This is a genomic window from Microbispora hainanensis (genome assembly GCF_006874475.1).
Taxonomy (GTDB): domain Bacteria; phylum Actinomycetota; class Actinomycetes; order Streptosporangiales; family Streptosporangiaceae; genus Microbispora; species Microbispora hainanensis.
On the sequence record NZ_VIRM01000069.1, the window covers coordinates 1 to 26,513 of the forward strand.

At 73.7% G+C, this 26,513-nt stretch carries 25 protein-coding genes; 10 read left to right on the plus strand and 15 right to left on the minus strand.

Annotated elements, in window-relative coordinates; all coding sequences use genetic code 11:
- Window positions 1-768: DUF222 domain-containing protein (locus FLX08_RS36010; RefSeq protein ID WP_142624738.1), on the minus strand; the 768-nt coding region annotated here is incomplete at its 3' end.
- Between the two features lie 354 nt (window positions 769-1,122).
- Window positions 1,123-1,944 carry an SAM-dependent methyltransferase gene (locus FLX08_RS36015; RefSeq protein ID WP_142624739.1) on the minus strand — a complete coding sequence of 274 codons (822 nt, stop codon included), beginning with the start codon at window positions 1,942-1,944 and terminating at the stop codon, window positions 1,123-1,125.
- A 116-nt stretch (window positions 1,945-2,060) separates the two neighbouring features.
- Here FLX08_RS36015 and FLX08_RS36020 point away from each other — a divergent pair, with 116 nt between their 5' ends.
- Window positions 2,061-2,966: a helix-turn-helix domain-containing protein gene (locus FLX08_RS36020; RefSeq protein WP_142624740.1), complete on the plus strand. Its 906-nt coding sequence runs from the start codon at window positions 2,061-2,063 to the stop codon at window positions 2,964-2,966.
- Between the two features lie 20 nt (window positions 2,967-2,986).
- Here FLX08_RS36020 and FLX08_RS36025 read toward each other — a convergent pair whose 3' ends face one another.
- Window positions 2,987-3,409, minus strand: a complete 423-nt coding sequence (locus FLX08_RS36025) for a MerR family transcriptional regulator (protein ID WP_142624741.1) — start codon at window positions 3,407-3,409, stop codon at window positions 2,987-2,989.
- Window positions 3,410-3,437: 28 nt separating this feature from the next.
- Here FLX08_RS36025 and FLX08_RS36030 point away from each other — a divergent pair, with 28 nt between their 5' ends.
- Both FLX08_RS36030 and FLX08_RS36035 read left to right on the plus strand, forming a co-directional pair.
- Window positions 3,438-4,178 carry a methyltransferase domain-containing protein gene (locus tag FLX08_RS36030; protein ID WP_142624742.1) on the plus strand — a complete coding sequence of 247 codons (741 nt, stop codon included), beginning with the start codon at window positions 3,438-3,440 and terminating at the stop codon, window positions 4,176-4,178.
- A 159-nt stretch (window positions 4,179-4,337) separates the two neighbouring features.
- On the plus strand, window positions 4,338-4,679 hold the full coding sequence (locus FLX08_RS36035; RefSeq protein WP_167530708.1) for an MmcQ/YjbR family DNA-binding protein: 342 nt from the start codon (window positions 4,338-4,340) through the stop codon (window positions 4,677-4,679).
- 282 nt (window positions 4,680-4,961) lie between these two features.
- Here the strand turns inward: FLX08_RS36035 and FLX08_RS36040 are convergent, their stop codons facing one another.
- Entirely contained in the window at window positions 4,962-5,780 is an 819-nt protein-coding gene (locus FLX08_RS36040; RefSeq protein WP_142624743.1) for an SDR family NAD(P)-dependent oxidoreductase, read from the minus strand.
- 88 nt (window positions 5,781-5,868) lie between these two features.
- On the opposite strand from FLX08_RS36040, the gene FLX08_RS36045 reads away from it, so the two are divergent.
- Both FLX08_RS36045 and metE read left to right on the plus strand, forming a co-directional pair.
- Entirely contained in the window at window positions 5,869-6,720 is an 852-nt protein-coding gene (locus FLX08_RS36045) for a helix-turn-helix transcriptional regulator (RefSeq protein WP_142624744.1), read from the plus strand.
- Between the two features lie 147 nt (window positions 6,721-6,867).
- Window positions 6,868-9,141 (plus strand): 5-methyltetrahydropteroyltriglutamate--homocysteine S-methyltransferase, encoded by a 2,274-nt coding sequence (gene metE, locus FLX08_RS36050; RefSeq protein WP_142624745.1) that lies wholly within the window; start codon window positions 6,868-6,870, stop codon window positions 9,139-9,141.
- Between the two features lie 20 nt (window positions 9,142-9,161).
- On the opposite strand, the gene FLX08_RS36055 is transcribed toward metE, so the two are convergent.
- The gene (locus FLX08_RS36055) at window positions 9,162-9,836 is read right to left on the minus strand and encodes a response regulator (RefSeq protein WP_142624746.1); all 675 of its coding nucleotides are present in this window, start codon (window positions 9,834-9,836) and stop codon (window positions 9,162-9,164) included.
- Window positions 9,833-11,221 (minus strand): sensor histidine kinase, encoded by a 1,389-nt coding sequence (locus FLX08_RS36060; protein ID WP_142624747.1) that lies wholly within the window; start codon window positions 11,219-11,221, stop codon window positions 9,833-9,835. Before FLX08_RS36060 ends, FLX08_RS36055 begins: the two co-directional genes overlap by 4 nt.
- A 197-nt stretch (window positions 11,222-11,418) precedes the next feature.
- Here FLX08_RS36060 and FLX08_RS36065 point away from each other — a divergent pair, with 197 nt between their 5' ends.
- Window positions 11,419-12,426, plus strand: coding sequence for a carboxymuconolactone decarboxylase family protein (locus FLX08_RS36065; protein ID WP_142624748.1), 1,008 nt, complete (start codon window positions 11,419-11,421; stop codon window positions 12,424-12,426).
- A gap of 145 nt (window positions 12,427-12,571) precedes the next feature.
- On the opposite strand, the gene FLX08_RS36070 is transcribed toward FLX08_RS36065, so the two are convergent.
- The 3 genes from FLX08_RS36070 to FLX08_RS36080 all read right to left on the minus strand — a co-directional run bounded on the left by FLX08_RS36070 (window position 12,572) and on the right by FLX08_RS36080 (window position 15,402).
- Window positions 12,572-13,354 carry a PhzF family phenazine biosynthesis protein gene (locus tag FLX08_RS36070; RefSeq protein ID WP_142624749.1) on the minus strand — a complete coding sequence of 261 codons (783 nt, stop codon included), beginning with the start codon at window positions 13,352-13,354 and terminating at the stop codon, window positions 12,572-12,574.
- 11 nt (window positions 13,355-13,365) lie between these two features.
- Window positions 13,366-14,484, minus strand: coding sequence for an acetate/propionate family kinase (locus FLX08_RS36075; protein WP_142624750.1), 1,119 nt, complete (start codon window positions 14,482-14,484; stop codon window positions 13,366-13,368).
- Between the two features lie 153 nt (window positions 14,485-14,637).
- A complete protein-coding gene (locus FLX08_RS36080; RefSeq protein ID WP_142624751.1) occupies window positions 14,638-15,402 on the minus strand; it encodes a class I SAM-dependent methyltransferase in 765 nt (254 codons plus the stop codon).
- Window positions 15,403-15,503: 101 nt separating this feature from the next.
- On the opposite strand from FLX08_RS36080, the gene FLX08_RS36085 reads away from it, so the two are divergent.
- On the plus strand, window positions 15,504-16,043 hold the full coding sequence (locus FLX08_RS36085; RefSeq protein WP_341874377.1) for a CGNR zinc finger domain-containing protein: 540 nt from the start codon (window positions 15,504-15,506) through the stop codon (window positions 16,041-16,043).
- Between the two features lie 72 nt (window positions 16,044-16,115).
- On the plus strand, window positions 16,116-16,865 hold the full coding sequence (locus FLX08_RS36090) for an SDR family NAD(P)-dependent oxidoreductase (protein ID WP_142624753.1): 750 nt from the start codon (window positions 16,116-16,118) through the stop codon (window positions 16,863-16,865).
- Window positions 16,866-17,025: 160 nt separating this feature from the next.
- Here the strand turns inward: FLX08_RS36090 and FLX08_RS36095 are convergent, their stop codons facing one another.
- Complete coding sequence (locus tag FLX08_RS36095; protein WP_142624754.1) at window positions 17,026-17,760, minus strand: PP2C family protein-serine/threonine phosphatase; 735 nt, start codon at window positions 17,758-17,760, stop codon at window positions 17,026-17,028.
- Window positions 17,761-17,818: 58 nt separating this feature from the next.
- On the opposite strand from FLX08_RS36095, the gene FLX08_RS36100 reads away from it, so the two are divergent.
- Both FLX08_RS36100 and FLX08_RS36105 read left to right on the plus strand, forming a co-directional pair.
- A complete protein-coding gene (locus tag FLX08_RS36100; RefSeq protein ID WP_142624755.1) occupies window positions 17,819-19,903 on the plus strand; it encodes an N-6 DNA methylase in 2,085 nt (694 codons plus the stop codon).
- 110 nt (window positions 19,904-20,013) lie between these two features.
- Window positions 20,014-20,916 (plus strand): serine/threonine-protein kinase, encoded by a 903-nt coding sequence (locus tag FLX08_RS36105; RefSeq protein WP_142624756.1) that lies wholly within the window; start codon window positions 20,014-20,016, stop codon window positions 20,914-20,916.
- 48 nt (window positions 20,917-20,964) lie between these two features.
- Here the strand turns inward: FLX08_RS36105 and FLX08_RS36110 are convergent, their stop codons facing one another.
- The 5 genes from FLX08_RS36110 to mreC are packed head-to-tail and all read right to left on the minus strand — an operon-like array spanning window position 20,965 to window position 26,474.
- Complete coding sequence (locus tag FLX08_RS36110) at window positions 20,965-22,008, minus strand: DUF2293 domain-containing protein (RefSeq protein ID WP_142624757.1); 1,044 nt, start codon at window positions 22,006-22,008, stop codon at window positions 20,965-20,967.
- A gap of 15 nt (window positions 22,009-22,023) precedes the next feature.
- Window positions 22,024-23,190, minus strand: a complete 1,167-nt coding sequence (rodA, locus tag FLX08_RS36115; protein WP_142624758.1) for a rod shape-determining protein RodA — start codon at window positions 23,188-23,190, stop codon at window positions 22,024-22,026.
- Window positions 23,187-25,166, minus strand: a complete 1,980-nt coding sequence (gene mrdA / locus FLX08_RS36120) for a penicillin-binding protein 2 (protein ID WP_244313137.1) — start codon at window positions 25,164-25,166, stop codon at window positions 23,187-23,189. The genes rodA and mrdA overlap by 4 nt, the downstream gene beginning before the upstream one ends.
- Window positions 25,159-25,695 carry a rod shape-determining protein MreD gene (mreD, locus tag FLX08_RS36125; protein ID WP_142624771.1) on the minus strand — a complete coding sequence of 179 codons (537 nt, stop codon included), beginning with the start codon at window positions 25,693-25,695 and terminating at the stop codon, window positions 25,159-25,161. Before mreD ends, mrdA begins: the two co-directional genes overlap by 8 nt.
- Window positions 25,695-26,474, minus strand: coding sequence for a rod shape-determining protein MreC (mreC, locus tag FLX08_RS36130; protein WP_142624759.1), 780 nt, complete (start codon window positions 26,472-26,474; stop codon window positions 25,695-25,697). Before mreC ends, mreD begins: the two co-directional genes overlap by 1 nt.
- Between the last annotated feature and the right edge of the window lie 39 nt (window positions 26,475-26,513).

Genomic DNA, 26,513 nt, shown 5'->3' on the forward strand with positions numbered 1-26,513 from the left:
GCGCCGCCCGTAATCGGCCTGCTCATCGCGTTCTTCGCCGTCGGGGTCGAGCACCGCCCGCAAATGGCGGCCGGCCTTGGCCACCTCCGCCGCCCCGGCCTTGCCCGCCAGCTCCACCAGGATCGGCTCCGCCAACCCGGCCTGCTCATCGGTCAGCCCGGCGATGGCGGCGCAGATGGCCTCCACCACCCCCGCCGCCAACTCACCCACGGCGAACTTCTCCCGCACCACCGGTAGGCGCGGCAGCTCAGCCCCCAACATCAGCAGACGGCCCGCACCACCCACCGTCATCCCGGCGGCGGTACGCAGCCAGGAGCGGGTGGAGGCATGCCCATGCTGCTTGGCCTGCCCCGCTCGATGGACCCGGCCTACCCGGTCGGCCAGGGCGCAGGTGATCCGATCCCGGGCGAACAGCAACTCCTCCGCCTCGGCAAGGCACATGTCCACATCGTCGGGAAGCGGGACCAGCGCCAGCTCCTGCGCCACCTCACGAACAGAACCCACCACCACCCACGACGACCGACCCTTGCCCTGACCGGCACCGGGCGCGCCACCGCTGCTGCTATCGGTGTCGTGGTCGGTGTCGCCCTCGGCCTCGGCGCGGCTCGCACGCTGCGGCGGCTCGGAGCCGATGATCGGGAAGGGCTCGCGGGCGGACGAGCCGTCGGACGACCACAGCGGGGAATTGGCGATCAGACGGTCCCACCACTCACCATCAGAATTGTTCGAACGACGAGGGTGCTCAGGATCGATATCGAACAGATCCATCACACCCTCCTCACTTGATTCGAACTGATGTATGTATTCTTTCACAGAGCGTGAGCGAGTGACAACCGTCTGGAGTGAAGGGTTGGAGCTGCAGGTCAAGTCGAAAACAGGGCGTGCCGGCCATCGAAGGGGCGGCCCAGAAGGCAGCGACGGCGCGCAGGGCGCGGTCGAGTTGAACGGGGCGGTCGGCGATCACGTCCGGTATAGGTCACGGTGCGGACTCTGCCGATGCTGGTGAGGTACCAGCGTGAGAGGCGCGCGCAGTGGACGGAGGCGCAGCAGACGGAGGCCCGTTCACGTCGGGAGGCGCCGCCCGTGGCGGGTGCTGGGCGGTGACGGTGGCGCCTCGGCGGGTCAGTCCTTGCGGGCCACCCCGCAGAGCGCGTCGACCTCGGGCGCCTCCCCGAACTGGCTGGGGTCGGGCCGCCACCGCGACACCGACACCACCCCCGGCTCCAGCAGGGTCAGGCCGTCGAAGAAGCGCGCGAACTGCTCGGGCGTACGCAGCCGGTAGGGGTCGCCGCCCTCGGCGCGGATGCGCTCCGCCTCGTCGGCCGCCTCGGGCAGGACGACCTTCGTGCCGTCCTCGAACACCAGGTGGCTGCCGGACGGCAGGGCGTCCATGAGCCGGCGCACGATCGCGTACGCCTCCTCGTCGTCGAGCACCTGGCCCATGATCCCCAGCAGCATGAGGGCCACCGGCTCACCGAAGTCGAGCGTCTTCGACGCGGCGCTCAAGATCTCGTCCGGCCGGCGTACGTCGGCCTCGATGTAGTCGGTCACCCCGGGCGGGCTGCTGGTCAGCAGGGCGTTCGCGTGCACCAGCACGAGGGGGTCGTTGTCCACGTACACGACGCGGGACTCCGGCGCCACCCGCTGCGCCACCTGGTGGGTGTTGTCGGCGGTCGGCAGGCCGGTGCCGATGTCGAGGAACTGCCGGATGCCCGCCTCGCCGGCCAGGTGCCGTACGGCCCGGCCGAGGAAGCCCCGCGACTGGCGGGCGATGTCGACGATGCCCGGGTACGCCTGCCGGATCTGCTCGCCGAGTTCCCGGTCGACGGTGAAGTGGTCCTTGCCGCCCAGGAAGTAGTTCCAGATGCGTGCCGAGTGCGGCACGCTGGTGTCGAGCTTGGGACGGTGCTCCTCGCCGGGGCCGTCCGCGGAGCCTTCGCTCATCCGGTCCTCCTGCCGTCACTGATCACTGACCAACCTTAGAGATTTCCCGGCCCCTGGCATAGCGGTGCGAAACGGCCCTTGAGTCTCCAGCCGGTGGAGAGACCAGACTCGATGTCATGGACGACGACGAGCTGTTCACCATCGGATGGCTCTCCCGCCGCACCGGGATGCCGGTGCGCACGATCCGATACTGGTCGGACGTCGGCGCACTGCCGCCCGTGGAGCGGAGCGAGGGAGGCTACCGGCTCTACGACGCCGGCGCCGTGGCCCGGCTCGAGCTCATCAGGACCCTGCGGGATCTCGGGCTCGGCCTGGACGACGTACGGCGGGTGCTGGAACAGAAGGCCACCCTCGCCGACGTCGCCGCCGTCCATGTGGACGCACTCGACGCGCAGATCCGCACCCTGCGGCTCCGGCGCGCGGTGCTCAGCACCGTCGCGAAGCGACGGGCCGGAACAGAGGAGACGAAACTGTTGAACGAGCTGGCACGGCTGTCCGCCGAGGAGCGGCGGCGCATCATCGAGAACTTCGTGGACGAGGTCTTCGGCGGACAGGACGCCGATCCGGAGCTGAGGAACCGGCTGGGGCACACCGAGATCGACCTGCCCGACGATCCCACGCCGGAGCAGGTGGACGCCTGGGTGGAGCTCGCCGAGCTCGTGCGGGACCCGGGCTTCCGGCAGCGGATGCGCGACATGGTGGAGCACAACACGCGCAACCGCGCGGGACAGGCGCCCGGAGCCTTCACGTGGTTCGCGAAGAAGGTCGCCTGGCAGGTGGGCGAGGCGCGGCAGAACGGGGTGAGCCCCGACTCGCCCGAGGCCGTCGAGGTCGTCGACCGCCTGCTCGGCGACATGGACGCCGACGGCCGGGCCGCCGTCGTGAAGCGCCTGGAGGCCGGCCTGTTCGCCGAGGCCGACCGCTACCGGCATCTCATGGCAGTGATCAACGGCCGGGAGCCCAAGCCGTCCCACGCCGACGACTTCGCCTGGCTCCTCGCCGCCCTGCGCGCCCACCCGTAGCGCCGGTCATCGGGCGCCGGTCATCGGGCGTCGGCGAGCGGTGCGGGAGGGCCGATCCGTTCGAGCACGGCCTGCTGGAAGTGCGCGCAGCCGGTGACGTCGTCGTGGTCGCAGCCCAGCGCGCACTCGACCACATCCAGGGCCGCCCGGGCCTGTTCGATGCGCCGCAGGAGCTCCGCCCGCCGCCGGCGGAGGATCTCCCGCCGTTCGGCGGCTGCGCGGGTGGCCATCATCTCGCGGATCTCGTCGAGGCTGAGCCCGGCCTCCCTCGCTCGGAGGATCAGGGCGACGCGGAAGAGGTCGCCGGGGCCATAACGGCGCCGGTCGCCCGCGACCCGGGCGGGCGTCAGCAGGCCCACCGACTCCCAGTGCCGCAGGACGTGCGTCGCGAGGCCGAACCGGGCGGCCGCCTCGCCGATGCCGATGGTCGCGCTTGACTTCATGTCGACATTAAGTCCGAAGCTGTCCTCCATGTCGAACCGAACCCTCATCGACCTTCTCGATCGTGTGGACAGGCATCCCGGCCAGGTGGCGCTGCGTACACGCTCCTACGAGCTTCTCGGCGCGGCCACCGGAAGCCACGTGGTGGACGTCGGCTGCGGCGCCGGGCTGGCCGTCGCGGAGCTGGCCGCCCTGGGTGCGGAACCGATCGGCCTCGACGTGGACGACCACGTCATCGAGGTCGCCCGGTCCCGGCACCCGGGCCTGGAGTTCCACCGGGCGGACGCCTGCGACCTGCCGTTCGGGGACGGTGAACTGGCCGGTTATCGGGCCGACAAGGTCTACCACGACCTGGCCGACCCGGCGCGGGCGGCGGCCGAGGCATGGCGGGTGCTCGCCCCGGGCGGGCGGATCGTGCTGGTGGGGCAGGACTGGGACACCTTCGTGATCGACTCGGACGACCCCGCCCTCACCCGGGCCATGGTGGCGGCGCGGGCGGACACCGTGCCCAGCCCGCACGCGGCCCGCCGCCACCGCAACCTCCTGCTCGACGCGGGCTTCGAGGACGTCACCGTCGAGGTCCGGACGGGTGTCTTCACGGACGGCTCGCTCCTGCCGATGGTCACCGGTGTGGCCGAGGGCGCGTACGCGGCGGGGGCGGTCACCCGCCGGCAGGCCGACAACTGGATCGCCGAGCAGACCGGCCGGGCGCGGCGGGGCCGGCTGTTCCTCGCGGTGCCCATGTTCCTGGCCGCCGCGCGGCACCCGTAAATGCCCTTTCCCGCCGGGGTTCCGGGCGGCACCCGCCCATGAGGCGTGCGGCGGGACCGGCAGGAATGTCGGTGGCCGGGGCTATGGTGCGTCCGTGACGAGCTTCGATCTTTCATTGCCGAGTGCGGCGGGCGCCGTCCGAGCCGAGGACTGCGTCTGATGGTCACGGCCGACGACGTGCGGCGGGTCGCGCTGACACTGCCCCGCACCGAGGAAGCACTGGTGCGCGACTACGTGAAGTTCCGGGTCAGGGGCATCGTGTACGTCGCGATCTCCCCGGACGAGACGCTGATGGGCTTCGGGTTTCCCAAGGAGGAGCGGGCGGCGCTCGTGGCCTCCGAGCCGGAGAAGTTCCTCATGCCCGTTCCCTCGGACGAGCGCTACCACTGGGTCCGGGTCAGGATGGCGGCCATCGACGAGGCCGAGATGCGGGAGCTCGTCGTCGACGCCTGGCGCATGGTCGTGCCCAAACGCGTGGCCGCCGCCTACGACGCCACCTGACCCCGCCACCTGACCCCGCCACCGACCCGGCCCGCTGAGACGGGAACCCTTCACGTGACCGGCGACAGGCCCGCGTCAGCGTGCGTGGCGGTGCGGGGCGTCGGCAGGCGGCACGGCCGGAGCCTGATCCATAAGCGTGGTCGATGAATCCGGGCCGGACGAGGGGCCGGACGAGGGGCCGGACGAGGGGCCGGACGAGGGACCAGGGTGCTGTGGCCGAATCCGGTGACCGGGGCTCGGCCGGCGGGGCTGGACCATCGGGGCGGGCAGCGTTGGCCGGGGTCAGACCCGGGCACCGCCGTCGACCCGCAGGACGGCTCCGGTCACGAAGGAGGAGCGATCGCTCAGCAGCCAGACGGCGGCCTCGGCGATCTCGGCCGGGTCGGCCCCGCGGCGCAGCGGTGTCAGGGCCGTCAGCCGCTCCTGGAGTCCCGGGGACTCCGCCTCCCAGGCGCGGATCATCTCCGTGAGTGTGTTGCCGGGAGCGATGGCGTTGACGCGGATGCCTTCGGGGCCGTAGGTGACGGCGGCCGACTCGGTGAGGCTGTTGACCGCCCGTTTCATCGCACCGTAGACCGGCAGCTCCGGGTTGCCGCCCCAACTGCCGACGGACGAGTTGTTGACGATGGCACCTGTGCCGGCGGTGGCCCGGATCACCTCCACCTCGGCGACCATGGCCAGCCAGACGCCCTTGAGGTTCACGGAGGAGACGTGGTCGAATTCGGCCTCCGGCATCCGGTCCAACGGGCCGGGCTGCTGGCCGATCGCCCCGTTGTTGAAGGCGACGTCGAGCCGGCCGTACAGGTCGGCCGCGCGGCCCACGGCGGCCCGCACGCTCACCGCGTCGGCCAGGTCGCACACCACGTAGCCGGCGGTGCCGCCCGCCGCGCGGATCTCCTCGGTCACCTCCTTCAGCTGAGCCTCCGTCCGGGCCGCGAGCAGCACTCGTGCGCCCTCCCTGGCGAACAGCCGCGCCGCCGCGGCTCCGATGCCGCGTCCGGCGCCGCTGACGAAGGCGACCTTGCCGTCGAGCAGGCCGGGAGCGCCGGGCCTGGTGGGGGTGGTGGGGGTGGTCGGGTCGATGGTCGGTGTGTTCTCCATGGCAGTGAGCCTGCGCCGGTGGACGCGGCCCCATCCAGGCATCGGCAGTACCTGGCTCGGCCTGCGGCGTCGCGCGCACACTGGAGGTGTGGACCGACGAGAACTGGCCGACTTCCTGCGCAGCAGACGTGAGCGGATCAGCCCTGCCGACGTGGGGCTGCCCGTGGGGCCCAGGCGCCGTACGCCGGGGCTGCGGCGTGAGGAGGCGGCGCAGCTCGCCTTCATCTCGACCGAGTACTACACGCGGCTGGAGCAGGCCCGCGCTCCGCGCCCGTCGCGCGAGGTGCTGGCCGGGCTGGCCCGGGCGTTGCGCCTGTCGGACGCCGAGCGCGCCCACCTCCACCACCTCGCGGGCGCCTCGCCCGCCCCGCCGCCGGGGCCCTCGCGCGAGGTGCGGCAGAGCATCCTGGACCTGCTGGCGAGGCTGCCGCAGGCCGCCGCGTTCGTGACGTCCGCCACGCTTGAGGTGCTCGCCTGGAACGACCTGGCGGCCGCCCTCATGGAGGACTTCTCCGCCCTGTCGCGGCGCGACCGCAACCTGGTGCGGCGCGTGTTCCTGGGCCCCCACCTCCAGGGACGGCGGTTGTACGGGGTCTCCGACGCCGACGACTTCGCCCGGCACGCGGCCCGGCGGCTGCGCGCCGCCGCCGCCCGCTATCCCGACGCGCCCGAGGTGACCGGTCTGGTGGACGAGCTCCTCGCGAAGAGCCCGGAGTTCGCCCGGCTGTGGGCCTCCCACGACGTCACGGACGGGCCCACGCTGTGCAAGACGTTCCAGCACGCCATGGTCGGCCCGATCACCGTCACCTGTGACGTCCTCGACATCGCCGACCGCGATCAGCAGATGGTGATCTACACCGCCGTCCCCGGTTCGCCGTCCGATCAGGCGCTGCGGCTGCTGTCGGTCATCGGCACGCAGCGCATGGACGCCCCCCGATGATCGGCGCGGTGACCGGCGCGGTGACCGGCGCGGTGACCGGCGCGGTGACCTCTCGAACTGATCCATAAGCACGGCCAATAGATCCGCCGCGCCGAGACGGGACGAGGGGAGGATGCGGGCGTCCCGTTCGACGTATGAGGAGTGGTGATGAGGTCGTCTTTTCCCGCATCGACCGTGCTGGGCTATCCGCGGATCGGGCCGGATCGCGAGTTGAAGCGGGCGCTGGAGTCTTACTGGGAGGGGCGTTCCAGCCGTACGGACCTGGAGGAGACCGCGCGGCGGGTGCGGGAGGACACCTGGCGGCGGCTTGCCGCGCTCGGGCTGGAGGGCCTGCCGTCGAACACGTTCTCCTACTACGACCAGGTGCTCGACACGGCGGTGCTGCTGGGCGCGGTGCCCGGGCGTTACCGGCACGACGACGACCTGGCGACCTACTTCGCGATGGCCCGGGGCGCCGAGGGGATCGCCCCGCTGCGCATGACCAAGTGGTTCGACACCAACTACCACTACATCGTTCCCGAGATCGGCCCGGACACCGTCTTCTCGCTCGACGCCGCCAAGCCGCTGGCCGAGGTGCGCGAGGCTCGCGCGCTGGGACTGGAGACCCGGCCGGTGCTGGTCGGGCCGGTGACGTTCCTGCTGCTGTCGCAGGCCGCGCCGGACAGCCCGGACGGCTTCGCCCCGCTCGACCGGCTGGACGACGTGGTCGAGGTGTACGCGCGGCTGCTGGCCGAGCTGGCCGCGGAGGGCGTCGGCTGGGTGCAACTGGACGAGCCCGCCCTGGTCGCCGACCGCACCCCCGCCGAGCTGGCCGCGGTCGAGGCGGCGTACGACCGGCTGGGACGGCTGGAGCACCGGCCCGCGCTGCTGGTCGCCTCCTATTTCGGGGATCTCGGCGACGCGCTGCCCGTGCTGGCCGGAGCGCCGATCGAGGCCGTCGGCCTGGACCTCGTCCGGGGCACCGTCGAGGGCGTCGAGGCCCTGGGTGTGAAGACGCTGGGTGTGGAGGCGCTGGGTGTGAAGGCGCTGGGTGCGGAAGCGCTGCGCGGCAAGACGGTCGTCGCCGGCGTGGTCTCGGGACGGGACGTGTGGCGCACCGACCGGGAGCGCGCGCTGGCCACGCTGCTCGCCGTACGGCAGCGTGCCGGGCGGGTCGTGGTGAGCACGTCGTGCTCGCTCCTCCACGTGCCCTACGACGTGGAGCGTGAGACCGGCCTCGACCCCGCGTTGCGGGAGCGGCTGGCGTTCGCCGAGCAGAAGGTCGCCGAGGTGGTCGGCCTGGCGGCCCTGCTCGCGGCCACACCCGGGCGTGACCTGCCCGACCATCCCGCCGCACAGGAGCGCCCGCACGCCTTCCCGGCCCGTACGGCGGAGGGCCGCGCCCCCTACGCCGTACGGGCGGCGGCGCAGGCCGAGCACCTGAAGCTGCCGCTTCTCCCGGTCACCACGATCGGCTCCTTCCCCCAGACGGGCGAGCTGCGCCGGGCCCGGGCGGCCCTGGCGGCCGGGGAGATCGGCGAGGCGGCCTACGAGAGCATGGTCCGCGCGGAGATCGAGCAGGTGATCGCGCTGCAGGAGCGGCTGGGGCTGGACGTCCTCGTGCACGGCGAGCCCGAGCGCAACGACATGGTGCAGTATTTCGCCGAGCACCTCGACGGCTTCGCCGTCACGCGGCACGGCTGGGTCCAGTCGTACGGCTCGCGCTGCACCCGTCCGCCCATCCTGCACGGCGACGTGCGGCGGCCGGAGCCGATCACGGTGCGGTGGGCGCGGTATGCCCAGTCGCTGACGAGCAGGCCGGTCAAGGGCATGCTCACCGGCCCTGTGACGATCGTGGCCTGGTCGTTCGTCCGCGACGACCTGCCGCTGCGCGAGGTGGTGTTCCAGGTCGCCGACGCCGTACGGCAGGAGGTGGGCGACCTGGAGGAGGCGGGCATCCGCGTCATCCAGGTCGACGAGCCCGCGCTGCGCGAGCTGGTGCCGCTGCGGCGCGCCGAGCAGGCCGCCTACCTGCAGTGGGCGGTCGCGGCCTACCGATGGGCCACCTCGGGAGCGAGCGAGCACACGCAGATCCACACGCATCTGTGCTATTCGGACGCCGACCAGATTCTCGCCGCGATCGACGCCCTCGACGCGGACGTCACGAGCATCGAGTCGGCGCGCTCGCGCGGACGGCTGCTCGGCGCGGTCGGCGCCTTCCCCCGGGGATTGGGGCCGGGCGTGTACGACATCCACTCGCCGCGCGTGCCGGGCGCCGACGAGGTGGAGCACCTGCTCACGGAGGCGCTGCGGACCGTGCCCGCCGAGCGGTTGTGGGTCAACCCCGACTGCGGGCTGAAGACCCGCTCGTACGAGCAGGTCGAGGCGGCGCTCGCCAACGTGGCCGAGGCGGCGGCCCGCCTGCGCGACCGCCTCTCCTGAACGCCGTGTCCCCCTGGGGTTCAGCGGGGCTTGGCGGAACCCCGGGGGACCACCAGGCCGGACTCGTAGGCGAAGACGACGAGCTGGGCCCGGTCGCGCGCGCCGAGCTTCGTCATCGCCCTGCTCACGTGGGTCTTGGCGGTGAACGGGCTGATCACCATGTGCGCGGCGATCTCCTCGTTGGTGAGGCCACGCGCGACCAGGGCGACGACCTCCCGTTCGCGGTTGGTGAGCTGCTCCAGGGCGGCCGTCGGCACGGCGTCCGGCGGCCGGGAGACGTACTCGCTGATGAGCGTCCGGGTGACCGCCGGGGACAGCAGGGCGTCGCCGCGCGCCGCGACCCTGATCGCCTGGACGAGGTCCGCCGGGTCGGTGTCCTTGAGCAGGAAGCCGCTCGCGCCCGCCCGCAGCGCGTCGAACACGTAGCGGTCGAGCCCGTAGTTGGTCAGGATCACCACCCGGGTGGCGGCCAGGCGGGGATCGGCGGCGATGCGGCGAGTGGTCTCGATGCCGTCCATCACCGGCATCTGGATGTCCACGAGCGCGACGTCGGGCACGTGCCGCTCGGCCAGCGCCAGGCCCTGGCTGCCGTCGCCCGCCTCGCCGACCACCTCCACGTCGTCCTCGGCGCCGAGCAGCGCCTTGAATCCGGCCCGGATGAGCGCCTGGTCGTCCACCAGCAGCACCCTGATCACGCCGCTCCCTCCCGGACCGGGAGGGGCAGCTCGGCGTGGACGGTGAAACCGCCGTCCGCCTCCGGACCGGTGTGAAGCCGCCCGCCGAGCGCGGACACCCGCTCGCGCATGCCGGTGAGCCCGACACCCACATGAGAGGAGCCCGCATGAGAGGACTCGTCCGGTGTCGCGGCGCCTCTGCCGTCGTCCTCGACGCGTACGACGAGGGCGGCGGGCAGATAGCGGACCTGTACGGACGCCGAGGCGGGGCCCGCGTGCCGCGCCACGTTGGTGAGCGCCTCCTGCACGATCCGGTAGGCGGTCAGGTCGACCTCGGGCGGCAGGGCGCGGGGCGTGCCGCTGATCGACAGCGTGGCCGGCACGCCCGCCGACCGGGCCCGCTCGACCAGCTCGCCGATCCTGTCGGCCCGGGCGGCGCCGGGCGCGTCGTCGGGGCCGGGTTCGCGCAGCACCTCCAGCGTCGCGCGCAGCTCGCGCATGGCGTCCGCGCTCGCGTCCTGGATCGCCAGCAGCGCGGGCGGCACCTCGTCGCCGCGCTTGCGCGCCAGATGGACGGCCACCCCGGCCTGCACCTTGATGATCGAGATGCTGTGGGTGAGCGAGTCGTGCAGTTCCCTGGCGATGCGCAGCCGCTCCTCGCCGGCGCGGCGCAGCGCGACCTCCTCGCGGGTGCGCTCCGCCTCGACGGCGCGCTGCTCGGCCTGGCGCAGGTACGCCCGCCGCTGCCGGGAGACGACCCCCGCCACGTTGGCGGCGACGAACCAGCCGACGAGCAGGCCCACCCGGTCCACCACCTCGCGCGGGGTCCCCCCGCCGAGGTCCGACAGTTGCACCAGCAGGACACCGGTGAGATAGACGGCGCTGCCCGACGCCGCCCACACGCGACGGCCCGCGGAGGCCGCCGAGAACACCGTGATCAGGAGGGGGAACGCGGTCGCCGTCTCGGGCTGCACCCGCAGGGCGTAGGCCAGCATGCAGACCCCGGAGACGACGAGCGCCGTCACCGGCATCGCCCGCCGCGCGGCCAGGGCGACCGACCCGACCACCAGGAGCAGGTAGCCCACCACCCCCAGTTGCGCGGGCCCGTTCGGTGAGCCGGGCAGCAGGGTGCCGCCCGCGAGCAGCACCGCCACGACACCCCCGAGCACGGCGTCCGACAGGTAGAACCGGGGAAGGCGGCGCCCGGCCTCCGCCTGATCGTCCGCGACCACCGGCCCGTCCGAGACGGCCGCTTCGTCCGACGGGACCGGCTCGTCCGGGAGAGCCGGCGGGGCCGCGAACGCCTGTGGGCCGGGCGGCTCGGGCGGCGCGGGCACGTCCACGATCACCGGTGAATGAGACTCCCGTGGGCTGGAGGAGGCCTGCCGTCCGCGATCGCCGTCCATGTCAGCAGAGTAAACCGAGGACCATTCGGCCCGCCTCCTCCCGGCGGACCGATCCCGCACTACTCCCCCCGGAGTACGGCGGCCGCCCCGCAGCCGCGCGGGGAGCGGCCGGGAACGCCTTCCGCCGTACGACGACGTGGGCGACCGCGCTCGGCAGGATCGGCTCGCATGACAGCACCACCGGCGAGGAGGCCGCGATGCCGACGCCCTACCGATATGTGACCCCGGTGCCCACGGAGGCGGCGACCGGGCTGATCGCCCAGGTCTACGCGCAGATCGCCCGTGATTTCGGCATCGCCCGCATGCCGCTGTTCCTGACGTTGTCCCCGGCCCCCGAGGTGCTCGCCGCCACGTGGGCGATGCTGCGTGAGTCGCTGCTGGCCGGGCGGGCCCCGAGGGCCGCCAAGGAGGTCGTCGCCACCGGGGTCTCCCTCGCCAACAAGTGCCCGTTCTGCGTGGACGCGCACACCGTGCTCCTGCACGCGACCGGTGACCACGAGCTGGCCGAGACCGTGGCGCGCGGGGAGAGGCCGTCCGATCCCGGGCACGCCCGGCTGTTCGCCTGGGCGACCGGCACGGCAACGTCAGGGCAGGCGCCGCCGTGCCCGGACGAGCACGCGGCCGAGCACATCGGCACCGCCCTCGCCTTCCACTTCATCAACCGGATGGTGTCGTCGCTGCTGACCGACGACCTCCTGCCGGGCGGCCTGCAGCGCTCCCGGCTCGTACGCGGCCTGGGCGGCAGGGCCCTCGCCAAGACGGTGCGCCGCAGGCGGCCGCAGGGTGAGGCGCTGCCCCTGTTGCACGGGCTGCCCTCGGGCCCGGCCCCGGCCTGGGCGGCGGGCGCCCCGGCAGGGGTGGCGTTCGCCGCGCTGCGGGCCGCGGCGGGGGAGGGAGGCCACCTGCTGGGCGACTCGGCCAGGGAGGCGGTCGTGGAGGCCGTAGCGGCCTGGGACGGCGAGCACCCGCCGCTGTCCGGCTGGCCGTCCGGTCCGTTGGAGGACGTCGCGCCCGCACGGCGCCCGGCGGCCAAGCTCGCCCTGCTGGCCGCCCTCGCGCCTTACCGGGTGGCCGACGCGGACGTGGCCGCCTGGCGGGAGGCCGGGGGAGGCCGGTCCGACGCCGACCTGGTGCGGCTGCTGGCGTTCGGGGCGATCACCGCCGTCCGGCGGATCGAGGCCGCCCTCGCGGTGCCCGCCTCCTGACGCCGTGCCCGCCTTCTGAAGCCGTGCCCGCCTTCTGAAGCTGCGTCCGCCTTCTGAAGCTGCGCCCGCGTCCTGACGGCGCGCCTTGCCTGCCGGCACTGCGCCGCCGCCTTGGCGCGAGGACTCCGCGCGGCCCTGCGTACGGTCAGACCTCCAGCTCGCCGGACCAGATGGTCACGGCGTGGCCGGCGAGTTCGACGCGGTCGCCGCGCAGGGTGGTGCGCACCGTTCCGCCCCGCTGCGACACCTGCTCGCCGACGAGCGCGTCCCGGCCGAGCCTGGCCGACCAGTGCGGCGCGAGCACGCAGTGGGCCGAACCGGTGACCGGGTCCTCGGGCACGCCCACGCGGGGGCCGAAGAAGCGGGAGACGTAGTCGGCGGAGGTGCCCTCGCCGGACGCCGTCACGATGACGCCACGCGCCTCGACCTCGGCCAGCCGTGTCATGTCGGGCTCGGCGGCCCGGACCTCCTCGGCCGAGCCGACCTCGACCAGCAGGTCGAACTCGCTGCGGCCGGTCCACACCGGGGTGACGCCGAGGGACTCGACGAGGCCGTCCGGCGGCGGGCACGGCGCGGCCTGCTTCGCTGGGAAGTCCATCGCGATCAGCCCGCCGTCCGCCTGCTCGGTCACGAGCACGCCGCTCTTCGTGTCGAACTCCAGGCGCCCGGACTCACCCAGGGAGTAGAGGACGTGCGCGGTGGCCAAGGTGGCGTGCCCGCACAGCGCGACCTCGACCGCGGGGGTGAACCAGCGCAACGAGCACGGCCCCTCACCCCGTCCGAGGACGAAGGCCGTCTCCGAATGGCGCATCTCGGCGGCCACCGCCTGCATCCACTCGTCCGGCACGGTCTCGTCGAGGAGGCAGACCGCGGCGGGATTGCCCCGGAACGGCCGGTCGGTGAAGGAGTCCACGGTGAAGATGCGCATGTCTGCGGATTCTACGGCCGCCCGTCTCCGTCACCTGGACGGCCGAGCGCGGCCAGGGTCTCCCGGGCGATCTGGAGCTCCTCGCGGGGCCGTACGACGAGGACCGGCACGCGGGCGTCCGGCGGACTGACGGCAAGATCCCGGTCGGCATCGGTCACGGCGGGCGGCTCCACACCGAGCAGCGACAGCCCGGCGCACACGGCCTCGCGCACTTCCGGCTGGTCCCAGCCGATCTCGCCCGTGAACACGAGCGCGTCGAGCCGGTCGAGGGCGGCGGTGGCGGCGGCGATCTCCCGGCTCACCCGGTAGGCGAACACGCCGAGCGCCAGGGCGGCGGCCTCCTCCGGCGAGGCGACCAGGTCGCGGGTGTCGCCAGACAGGCCGCCGGAGAGCCCGAGCAGGCCGGATCGGTGCTCCAGCCCGTCGCGCAGCTCCTCCAGCGTGAGGCGTGCGCCGGACAGCAGCCACAGGAGCATGCCGGGATCGACGCTGCCGGAACGCGTGCTCATGGGCACGCCCTCCAACGGCGTGAACCCCATCGAGGTGTCCACGCTCCGGCCGTTCCGCACGGCGCAGACCGAGCATCCGCCGCCGAGATGCGTGAGGACCAGGTTGAGCTCCCCGGGCGGGCGTCCGAGCAGCTCGGCCGCCCGCCGGGCCGCCCACGCGTACGACAGCCCGTGGAAGCCGTAGCGGCGCAGGCCCCAGCGCCGCCGCCACGCGGCGGGCAGGGCGTAGGTCGCGGCGACGGCGGGAAGCCCGGCGTGGAAGGCGGTGTCGGGACACAGCACGTGTGGCACGGACGGCAGCACCCGCCGGGCCGCCTCGACCAGCGCGAGCGCGGGCGACACGTGCAGCGGCGCGAGGTCGGCGTATCCGCGTACGGCATTCACCACGCCGTCGTCGGCGACCGTCGGAGCGCGCACGGCCTCGCCGCCGTGGACGAGCCGGTGGCCGGCGGCGGTCACCTCGGCGTCCGCCCCGGACAGGAAGTCCGACAGCGTACGGTCCGCCGCGCCGGGGTCCGGGCTGTGCTCGCTGTGCTCGGTCCGCAGCACGCGGCCGTCCCGCACCAGGTGTAGTCGCAGGCTGCTGGAGCCCGCGTTCACGGTGAGCACGGTCGGTGTCATGGCGTCCGTCTTTCCGGCGACCCGGCGGGCAAACCCCGGCGGGCCGCCGGAACGAAGCGATCGGGCCAGGACGGTGCAGGCCGATGGGATTACGGACGCACGGGGTTACGGACGCACGGGGTTACGGACGCACGGGGTTACGGACGCACGGGGTTACGGACGCACGGCGCAGAGCAGGCGGTTGTCGCCGCGCTGCCAGAGGGTCCCGATCTCGGCGAAGCCCGCCGCCCGGAGGGCCTCGACGTGGGTGGACAGATGGAGCGACTCCGAGCCGTGGTGTGCCGCGGTGGCCGGCCGGGGCGCCGCGACACCGGCGAGCTCGGGGTCGGCGGCGATGGCATCCCACCACTGACGCCAGTCCTCCGGACGGCCCTCGGCGAAGCGCCGCCGCTCCTCGCTCTCGTGCACGGCCCGCTCCAGCCGGGCCAGCGTCGGCGAGGTGTCCTCGGAGCTGAAGTGGTCGCCGTTGAGGAACAGCCCGCCTGGCCGCAGCACGGTCGCGAGCTCGGCGTACACGGCTCGCAGATGGGGCTCGGCCAGCCAGTGCAACGCGGTCGTGCTCACCGCCGCGTCCGCCGGGCGGTCGAGGCCGAGCGCCTCACTCCATCCCGGCTCACGCAGGTCCAGGTCGGCGAGGCGCAGGCCGTCACGGTCGCCGTACGCCGCCTGGGCGAGCGACAGCAAGAGGGGATCGGCGTCGACCGCGACGACCGTGGCGCGGGGAAGACGGTCGAGCAGACGGGCCGAGAGCGAGCCGGGGCCGCAGCCGAGGTCGATCACCAGGGGGTCCGGACGGCCGGCGCCCGCCTCGACGGCGTCGATCAGCGCGGTGAAGCGCTCCTCCCGGTCAGGAAGGTAGCCCTCCTGCTGGCGGTCCCAACGGTCGATCCACCGGGTGGCCACGTCGGTTGTGATCATGCCGTCTCCTTGTAACTGGCGTGTATCCTTTCGGCAGTTACAACGTAGAACGCAAGGGCGTAACTGGTCAAGTGAACTTCAACAGTCACACTGATGCCGTAGTGGGCATCGCGGTCGGCCTGGTCAACGCGCTGACCGAGGGAGAGGCGCGGGGCCGGCCGTACGCGCCGCCGACGGGTGAGGCACGGGCCGCCGCGGTCGGCGACGTCCTCGCGACCGGCGACAGGCGGGCGCCAGAGGTCTCCGAGGCGGAGGCGGACGCGCTCACGGAGATCGCGGGGCGGCTGCGTGGCGTGTTCGAGGCCGTGACGCGTGGCGACGTGGACGCGGCGGCGCTCGCCGTGAACGGCCTGCTGGCCGAGACGGACGCCCGCCCGCACCTCGACCGGCACGACGGGGAGCCCTGGCACCTGCACTTCCACGGCGCGGGCGGCACCCTGGCCGGCAACTACGCGGCGGGTTGCGCGACGGGCCTGGCCGTCGTGCTCGGCAGCGAGCTGCACGACCGGCTCGGCGTGTGCACCGCGCCGCACTGCGACCGCGTATATGTGGACACCTCCCGCAACGGCACCCGCCGCTTCTGCTCCACGGCCTGCCAGAACCGGGTCAAGACGGCCGCCTTCCGGGCGCGCGGCACCTGACCGTCCGGGCCGCGAACGCCAGGTCCGATCGCCGCCGGACCTTCCGCCGCCGATCCCGGCATGCTCGAACCCATGAACGAGATCAACGACATGAACGGCAAGGCAGCCCTGGTCACCGGGGGCGGACGGGGGATCGGCGCGGCGGTCGCGCTCAAGCTCGCCGAGCGCGGTGCGGACGTGGCGCTGACCTACGAGCGCGACGAGGACAGCGCGGCCTCCGTGGCCGAGAAGGTGAAAGGGATGGGCCGGCGGGCGCTGGTCATCCGGGCCGACAACGGCGACGCGGCGGCGGTCACCGCGGCCGTGGACGAGGCCGCCGCGGAGTTCGGCCGCCTCGACGTCCTCGTGAACAACGCGGCGGTCTTCCACGTCGCGCCGATCGAGGACCTGACGCCGGAGGACGTCGACCGTACGCTCGCGGCCAACGTGCGCGGGCCGTTCCTGGCCGCGCGGGCGGCGGCGGGGCACATGTCCGAGGGCGGCCGGATCATCACCATCGGCAGCAACATGGCCGAGCGGGCCGTCTTCCCGGGCTTCGCCCTGTACGCGATGAGCAAGACGGCCATGACCGGAATGACCAAGGGGCTCGCCCGCGACCTCGGGCCGCGCGGCATCACGGTCAACCTCGTCAACCCCGGCCCGACCGACACCGCCTCGAACCCGGCGGACAGCCCCATGGCGGACACGATCCGGGGCCTGACGGTCCTCGGCCGCTACGCCGAGCCGGAGGACATCGCCGAAACCGTGGCCCATCTGGCGGGCGACGGCGGGCGCTACATCACCGGAGCGACGATCAACGTGGACGGCGGCTGGGCCGTCTGACACCCGCGCCAGCACGTCCCCCGAGCGCACCGCCCGGCCGGACGCCGTCCGGCCCCGGCCCCGGCCCCGGCACCGTCCGGCCGCATCCTCCGATTGCGCCTTCCCGGCTGGGCCCTCCGGCCGTGCCGCGGATTTCTGACGGCCGCAAGACGGGGGAGGGTCAGGCGTCGGCGGCGTCGACGTCGGCGACCACGCAGGAGATGTTGTCGGGGCCGCCGCCCTCGTTGGCCAGCTCGATGAGCCGGTGGACCGTCTCCTGCGGATCGGCCACGGTGGTGAGCACGTGGTGCAGCGCCTCGGGTTCGAGCACGGAGGTGAGCCCGTCGGAGCACAGCAGATAGCGGTCGCCCGGGTACGCCTCGCGCAGCGACAGGTCCGGCTCGGCCAGGCCGCTCGTCTCCAGCGCCCGCAGCAGCAGGGAGCGGCGCGGATGGCGGGCGGCCTGGTCGGGGCTCATGCGCCCGTCGTCCACCAGCGACTGCACCAGGGTGTGGTCGCGCGTGATCTGGTAGAGCGCGCCGTCGCGCAGCATGTAGGCCCGCGAGTCGCCCACGTGGGCCAGGGCGAACTTCCCGTGGCCGTCCCACAGCATCGCGGTGATCGTGGTGCCCATCCGCTCAAGTGCCGGGTCCTGCGCGGCGAGGTCGCCCAGGTGCTGCCCCGCCTCCCGTACGGCGTCCGCGAGGGCGGCGGCGACGTCGGCGGGAGCCGGGCAATCCTCCAGCTTGGCCAGTGTGGAGATGACGGCCGCGCTGGCGACCTCGCCGTGTCCGTGTCCGCCCATCCCGTCGGCGATGGCGAGCAGGCGCTCGCCGGCGTGCACCGAATCTTCGTTGTTGGCACGCGAGCGCCCGACGTCCGATCCCGCGGCGTACCGAATACGGTTGTGCGTCATGGTTTTGAGTAAACCATTGGTTGAGTCACTTCACAAGCACAGTGCTAGGCTCGTGTTCATGAGCCACGACGCCCAGGCGGACAACACGGCGGACACGACCGCGCGCCCGGCCGCCGCGAGCCCGCTCGAGGCCGCCGTCGAGGCGGCGGTCGAAGCGACCGTGAACGCGGGCGACATCGCCCGGCTCGCCGACGTCGGCAGGGCCGCGGTCAGCAACTGGCGCCGCCGCTACGAGGACTTCCCCCAGCCGGTCGGAGGTACCGCCTCCAGCCCGCTTTTCTCGCTTCCCGAGGTGGAGGCGTGGCTGCGCAGGAACGGCAAGTCGTTCGAGGTGTCCCAGGGCGACCGCGTCTGGCAGCGGCTGCGCGCGTCCGCCGACGACCTGCGCCTGGGCGAGGTGCTGGGGGAGGTCGGGGCGTTCCTGCTCTACACGGTCCGCGACCCCGACGGCTGGAAGCTGCTGTCCGCCGCCCCCGACCTCGCCGTACGGCTCCCGCGTGCGGTGGCGGAGGCGACCGCCGACCTGCCCCCGCGCCCGGGGGACGTGTCGCAGGTCGAGCCCGGCCTGCTCCGGCTGGTCGCCGGGATGGCCGAGCGGAGCGGCGCGGCCGGCGCGTTCGAGTTCCTCTGCGAGCGATACGCCGAGGCGCACAGCCGCAGACTGGCGCTGACCCGGCCCGACGTGGCCGCCCTGATGACCCGGCTGGCCTGCCCGGGGGCGCACACGGTGCTCGACCCCGCGTGCGGCATGGGCACGCTCCTGCTGGCCGCCGGAGCCGCTGGGACCACGGCGGCGGCGGGCGACGTGCGCCTGCTGGGCCAGGACGCCAACGAGACGGTGGCGCTGCTCGCGGCGCTGCGGCTGCTGCTGCGCGGCCGGGACGCCCGGGTCGTCCCGGGGGACGCGCTGCGGAACGACGCGTTCCCGCCCGGCCCGCCGCCGGACACGCTCGCCGGCGCGCTCGCGGACGCGGTGGTGTGCGACCCGCCGTTCAACGAGCGGGCGTGGGGCCACGAGGACCTGGTCGGCGATCCGCGCTGGCAGTACGGCATGCCCCCGCGCGGCGAGTCGGAGCTGGCCTGGGTGCAGCACTGCCTCGCCCACGTGCGGCCCGGCGGGCTGGTGGCCATCCTGATGCCGGGCGCCGCGGCGAGCCGCCGCCCGGGACGCCGCATCCGGGCGAACCTGCTGCGGACGGGCGCGCTGCGCGCGGTCCTCACACTGATGCCCGGGGGCCCCGACCTGTGGCTGCTGCGCCGCCCGGAGCCCGGGGAACGGCAGCCGGGCGCGATCCTCGTGGCCGACGCGGGAGACGACCCGGCCTCTGTCGAAGCGGCCTGGCGGGCCCACCTCGCGCAGACCGAGCTCCCGCCCGGCTGCCGTACGGTCAGGATCATCGACATCCTCGACGACGAGGTGGACGTGAGCCCGGCGCGGCACCTCTCGCCCCGGGCCGACACGCGGGGCTTTCCCACGGCCGGTGCGCGCTTCCGGGAGGCGGTCGCGGCGCTGGCCGACGGCATGCCCGACCTGGAGGTGCTCACCGGCGGCGCGGCGGGCTGGGACGTGTCGTGGGCGACGGTGGCCGAGATGGCAAGGGCCGGGCTGGTCACCATCAGGCACTCGACGATGCGTGGGCTGCCCGCCGACGTTCCCGGCGGAGAGGCGGCCGAGGAGGAAGCACCCGAGGGCTTGGTGCCGGTGCTGACGGCCGACGACATCGCGGCCGGGACGGCGCCGTCGCGGCGGATTCCACGCGCCTCCGGCCTGCTCGCCGTACGGCCGGGCGACGTCGTCGCGTCGGCCGTCACCGCCCGGGTGGTCGTGGGGGAGGGGGCGGTTTTGGGCCCCCATCTCAGCCTTTTCCGCGTCGATCCCGGCAAGGTGGATCCCGAGTTCCTCGCCGGGTTCCTGCGCTACGCCGCGGGCGGCGGCCGGCCGCACCTCGGCAGCAGCCGCGTGGAGGCGCGCCGGGCCCGTGTGCCCCAGCTCCCCCTGGCCGTCCAGCGGACGTACGGCACGGCCTTCCGGCGGCTGCTCGCGCTGGAGGACGGCCTGCGCGAGGTGGCCGCGGCGGGTGAGGCGTTCGCGCGGCTCGGCGTCGAGGGCCTGATCGACGGACGCCTCCGCCCCCGTGGGTGACGCGGCCATCGGCTCCCCCGCGGAGACAGTCCTGTTCACCCCGTCACCGAGCCCGAGCATCGCGGACGGATCCGGTAGCTTTTTCCCCGAAAGGCCGACGGGAGGGGCGCATGGTCATCGGCGACCGGTATGAGCTGGACGACCTCCCTCTGGGGCAGGGCGGCATGGGCGCCGTTTACGGCGGGCATGATCGGCGGCTCGACCGCAAGGTGGCGGTGAAGTTCCTGCGGCTGCCCGACGGCCCTGACGAGGAGTTGCAACGCCGGTTCATCCGCGAGGCGCGGATCCTGGCGAAGCTCGATCATCCGGGCGCGCCCGTGCTCTACGACTTCGGCACCTACGAGCAGCGGCTCTTCCAGGTCATGCAGTTCATCGAGGGCGTGACGGTCGCCGACCTGCTGAGCGAGCACGGCCCGCTGCCGGTGCCGTGGGCCGCGGCCATCGCCGCGCAGGCGTGCGCCGTGCTGACCGCCGCGCACGAGCTGTCGATCTGCCACCGGGACCTCAAGCCGACCAACCTCATGCTCTGCCCGGACGGCAGCGTGAAGCTGCTCGACTTCGGGCTCGCCATGCTGCGCGAGACGGACGTCGCGGGGAGGACGGCGCAGTTCACCCGGATCGGGCAGATCCTCGGCACCCCGGCGTACATGTCCCCCGAGCAGATCCAGCGGGGCGTCGCCGGGCCGAAGAGCGACCTCTACTCCCTCGGCTGCGTGCTGCACGAGATGCTGACCGGCGACCAGCTGTTCACCGGGCCCACGGAATACGCCGTGTTCGACAAGCAGGTGAAGGAGCAGCCGCCCCGGGTGCCGGGGGTCCCCGCGGAGCTGGACGGTCTCATCGCCGAGCTGCTGGAGAAGGACCCGGACAAACGGCCGCCCGACGCGCACACGCTGTTCGAGCGGCTGCAGCCGTTCGCGGTCGACCTGCCCCCGCTGCCCGGCTTCCTCAACCCGTCGTCGGTCCCCAGCCCCGGGCGCATGTACGCCCAGATGATCGGCCGCGTCCGCTGACCCGAGCCGCGTCTGCTGACCCGAGCCGCGTCCGCCGGCCCCGGCGGGTCAGCCGCGCCAGGCCGTCAGGACCTCCTCGACCCGGGGGCGGATCCGCTCGCGGGCCGTCATCCGCGGCGTCCCGGCCATCAGCAGCGCGTCATAGTCGGTGTCCAGGTGGCGCACGCTCGCGATCACGGCGAGCGTGATGGCGTTCTCGTCCAGCGCCCGGGCGGCGGCGGTGCGGCCCACCCGCCCGCTCCCGCGTACGGCGGCGTGCGCGGCGATGGCCTCGGCCCGTTCGGCCGGGCAGCGGGGGAACAGACGGCGGATCTGCGCCGCCATCCGCGTCTGGAACTCGGCGTCCTCGCCGGCCCGGCGCTCGCGGTCGCGTTCGCGGCGGCGCAGCCGCGCCTCCTCGTCGGCCAGGCACTGCTCCTCGGCCCGCGTCAGCGCGTCCTCCTCGACCAGCACGCCGAGCCGTTCGTATCTCTTGCGCCGCCGGTTGAAGCGGACCACCACCGCCGACAACCCGCTCTCCTTCTTGGCGCGACGGCTCAGCGCCGCGTTCCCCGCCGGGAGGAAGCACAAGTGGTCCATGTCGGCGCAGGTCAGGCAGTGCGGCTGATCGTCCTCCATGATCAGGTAAGGCCCGGTGTCCCCGCACCCGGCACACGTCCAGGTGTCCAGCGGCGCCACGGCCACGAGGTCGGGGGCCTTGCTCTGCCGTTCGGTGATCTGCCGCCGCCGGGCCTCGCTCAGCTCCGGCGACAGCCAGTGGACGCGGAAGGCGCGTTCCAGGTCGTCGTCGCCCGCCGCCGTGAAGCGCAGCGGCCGCCGGTCGCGGGTGCCCGCGGTGTAGGCCGCCTCGCTCTCCAGCAGGTTCCTGGACAGGGCCCACGCGCGCAGATGCGACAGCGCCTCCGCCATCCGGCCGGCGTCCACGGCGGCCAGCCGTTCCAGGTTGTCGGCGCGGCCCTGCCGCCAGGTCTCCACGTGGCGGTCGTGCAGCCACCGCAGGCCGGTGAGGACGTCGATCGGGGTCACATACTTCCGGGTGGCCAGGGCGATCTCCGCCGCCTGGGCGACCCGTCCGCCGAGCTTGCTGCGCATTCCTCCAAGACTGCCCTATGCCGGCGTGCGCGTACGCCGGTTCACGGCGGCCAGCAGTCCCACGGCCGCCAGGCTGGAGATCGTGGCCGACCCGCCGTACGACACGAACGGCAGAGGCAGCCCCGCGACCGGCAGCAGGCCCATGGTCATCCCGATGTTCACGAACGTCTGGAACGCGAGCCAGCACACCACGCCGCCGGCCACCGCCGTGCCGAACGGCGTGGGGCTCTTGACCGCGATCCACAGGCCGCGCCACAGCAGGACGAGCATCAGCAGGATCACGCAGGCCGCGCCGGCGAAGCCGAGCTCCTCGCCCGCGACCGTGAAGATGAAGTCGGTGTGCTGCTCGGGCACGAAATGGCCCGCCGTCTGCTCGCCGTGGAACAGGCCCTTGCCGAGCAGGCCCCCGGAGCCGATCGCGATCCTGGCCTGGGTGGCGTTGTAGCCCATGCCCATCGGGTCGGCGTCCGGGTCGGCCAGCACCATCAGGCGCTGGAGCTGGTAGGGCCGGATGAGGTCGAGCCGCCACACCAGGAAAAGACCGGCGGCCCCGGCGGCGGCGAACGCCGCGAACCACCTCTTGGGCGCGCCGGACACCACGATCGTCCCGGTCGTCAGCACCAGGAAGACGAGCGCGGTGCCATAGTCGGGCTGCAGCGCGATCAGCCCGACCGGCAGCGCGGCGAGGCCGAGGGCGAGCAGCACGGCCCCGGCGCCCGGCCTGCGCTCGCCGTCGCGCGGCTCGCCCAGCGCCGTCGCGAGCGCGAGCACCGTGGCCGCCTTGGCGAACTCGGACGGCTGGAACTGCAGCCCGTCGCCGAGCACGATCCAGGCGTGCGAGCCGTTGACCGTACGGCCCAGCGGGGTCAGCACGGCGATCAGCCCGGCCAGCCCGAGCAGGTAGAGCACCGGGACGTAGGCGCGCAGCATCCGCAGGTCGATCCGCGAGACGGCCCACAGGAGCGCGAATCCGATGCCCACGCTGAACGCCTGCCGCTGCGGCAGCGTCGAGCCCGGGTCGTTGCGGGTGGCCGACCACACGAGCAGCAGCCCGATCGCCGACAACGCGGCCGCGGGCAGCACCAGGCCCCAGGCGGGGAAGAGGGCGAGGCGCGCCCACGACCTGCGCCTGGTCGCCCGCCTCGTCGGCAGCCGTACGGATAAAGGACCGAGCGCCGTCATCGCCCGCCGTCCTTTTTCCTGTGCTTCTTCTTGTCGTCGTGGGTGAGGGCGGCGATGCCCTCCCAGATCTCCCTGGCGGCGGGGGCCGCCGTGGTCCCGCCCGTGCCGCCCTGCGAGACGACGACCACGACCACATACTTGGGCTTCTTCACGGGGCCGAAGGAGGCGAACCACGAGGTGTCCTGCCTGCCGTACGCCTCGGCGGTGCCGGTCTTCCCGGCGACCGGGAGCCGCTTGAAGGCGTAGCCCTTGAAGGCGCCCGCGGCCGTACCCGTGCGCGGCACTTCGGCGAGCGCGTCGCGGATGAACCGCAGCGTCTTGCGCGAGGCGTCGATCTTTCCCACAACGGGCGGGGTGATGGTGCGGACCACCGTGCCGTCGGGACCCTCGATCCGCTTGCCGATCCTGGGGCTGAAGACCGTGCCGCCGTTGGCGAGCGCGGCGTATCCCCGGGCCAGCTGGAGCGGCGTCACCAGCACGTCGCCCTGGCCGATCGAGAAGTTGGCCGCGTCACCCGCCCACCAGACCCCGCCGGAGCGGCAGTTGTCGGTGGCGAGCGCCTTGAGGTAGGCCGCCCGCTTGCGGTCGGACATCTCCGGATAGCCGGCCTTGGCGCGGCGGCAGGAGTCCGCCTTGGTCCGTTCCCAGTTGGCCTTCTTCCACGCACGGCCGGGCACCCGTCCCGACGCCTCGTGCGGCAGGTCGACGCCGGTGGGCGTGCCGAACCCGAACTCCCCGGCCATCTTCTGCATCGGATCCTTGGGGCGTTTGACCGGCTTGAGCCCGCCGTCACGCCGCCACATCCGGTCCGCGAAGCGGTAGAAGATCGTGTCGCACGACACCACCAGCGCCCGGTGCATGTCCATCCGGCCGAGTTCGGCGCTCTCGAAGTTGTGGAACACCCGGCCGCCGATCGTGTAGCCGCCCGGGCAGTCGTACGACGCCCGCAGCGAGTAGCCCGCCTTGGCCGCCGCGGCCGTCGAGGTCACCTTCCAGGTGGAGCCCGGCGGCCACTGCCCCTGCACGGCCGCGCTGACCAGCGGCAGGCCCTCGTAGTCGTTCTGCGAGATGCCGCCGGTCCACACGCCGGGGTCGTAGGTGGGATAGTCGGCGATCGCCGTCACCCGCCCGGTCTTCGCCTCCAGCACCACCGCCGCGCCGCTGTCGGCGGGCGCGCCCCGTTTGCGCGCGGCGCTCACCGCCCGGGCCAGCGCCCGCTCGGCCACCTCCTGGATGCCCGCGTCGATGCTGGTCACCAGCGTGTCTCCGGCTACGGCGGCCTCCTCGCGGATCAGACCGGTGACCGTGCCCGTGCTGTCCACCGCCACCTGCCTGATCCCGGTGCGCCCGGCCAGCTCGCGGTCATACTGCGCTTCGAGGCCGTCGCGGCCGATCAGCTCCGGGCCTCCCTCGGGGTCGTCGGGGGAGGGCGGCTGCAGATAGCCGAGCACGTGCGCCGCGGCCGAGCCGAGCGGATAGGTCCTGACCGGCCGCAACGCGGTGCTGACGCCGGGGAACTCGTCCTGCCGCTCCGCGATCCACAGCGCCGTGCGCACGCTCACGTCGTCCGCGACCACGATCGGCTGGTACGGCGAGCCGGGCCAGCACGGCCGGGGCACGTCCACGGCGCACAGCCGGGCCCGGTCGGCGATCTCCTGGTAGGGGCGGCCCAGGGCCCGGGCGAGCCGGGTCAGCACGTCCTTCCCGCCGTCGGGCTGGTGGATGAGGGCCATGTAGTCCACCGACACCTGCGGTTTGGTCTCGTTGGCCACCAGCGGCCGGCCGCGTACGTCGAGGATCCGCCCCCGCACCGGCGGCAGGACGACCGAGCGGACCCGCGTCTCCGTGGCCGCCCTGACGTACGACGGGCCGGTGACGATCTGCAGATACCACAGGCGGCCGAGCAGGGTCAGCATGAGCGCGGTCACCACGACGAACACGAGCGTGAGGCGGCCCCGGTGGACGGTCCTACGCAAGCCGCCTCCCCCGGCCGTACCGATCGCGTGAGTTCTCCCGTGATCTGGCCACCCGCCCGAACGACCGGCGACGGGGCAGCAGGGCGAGCGCCGCCGCGACGAGCGCGGCCAGGCCGGCGGTCCAGGCGACGGCGCCGGGCGCGAGGGCCGCGCCCCACGGCGTGCCGTCGAGCAGGGCCGCGAGCACGCCACCTGCGAGTGTCGCGCCCAGGGCCACGGCGGCGGCGACGGCGGCGCGCCGCCCGGCCGAGCCGTCCGCGGTGGTCCGCGCGCACACCCACCCGGCCAGGCACATGACCAGGGCGAGCCGCCCGATGGTGTGGTCGGCGGGTGGCGCGACGTCGGCGGCCAGGCCCGCCGCGAACCCCAGGAACGCTCCCGCTCCGGGCCGCAGCAGCGCCGCCAGCGCGACGACGGCGACCAGCACGATGTCGGGCCCGCCGCCGGGCAGCGGCAGCCCGTTGACCACGGCGACCTGGAGCACCGGTGCGACGAGGACGACGAGCACGCACAGCACGAGCGCCTTCATCACGCCCCCTTCTTGGCGCTGCTCTTCGCCCCGCCCCCGCTTGCCGACGCGTCCACCGGCGCGGCGTCCGGCAGCGGCCCCAGCACGACGGTGACGAGGTCGAGCGCGGTGAAGCGGGCGAAGGGACGCACGAGCGCCGTCCTGGTCAGCGCGTCCGGCGCGGGCTCGACCGTGACCACCGTGCCGATCGGCACGTCCGGCACGTACGGCCGCATGTCGCGCGAGCCCAGCGTCACCACCCGGTCGCCGGGCTTCACCTCGGCCGAGGCGTTCAGCAGGCTCAGCCGCAGCAGCCCGTGCTCGGGGACGCCGGTCACCAGGCCCACCTCGCGTGAGCCCTCCAGCCGGGCCCCGATCGAGGCGCCGGAGGCCGTGGCGAGCTGCACCGTCGCCGTGCCGGGGCCGGAGCGCAGGATCCGGCCGACCAGCCCGTCGCCGTCGAACACGGTCATGTCACGGGTCACGCCGGCCTCGGAGCCGGTGTCGACGGTGACCGTGCCGTCCCGGCCGAAGCCGATGACGTGGGCCGGCACGACCTGGTAGCCGTCCGCCTGGGCGGGGGACGGGATGGTGCGCCGGACGGCCAGCAGGTCGGCGCGCAGCCGGGCGTTCTCGCGTTCGAGCTCCGCCAGGCGGTGCTCGCCCGACGCCCAGCGGACCCCGGCGGACGCCGCGTCCTCCAGCCCGCCGAACACGGCCGACCCAAAGGCCCGCAGCGGTTCGAGCGGGGTGACGGTGTCGGCGGCGATCAGGGCGGCGGAGACGAGCGCGAGCAGCACGGGCGCGCGGCGACCGGAGGAGCGACCGGAGGAGCGACC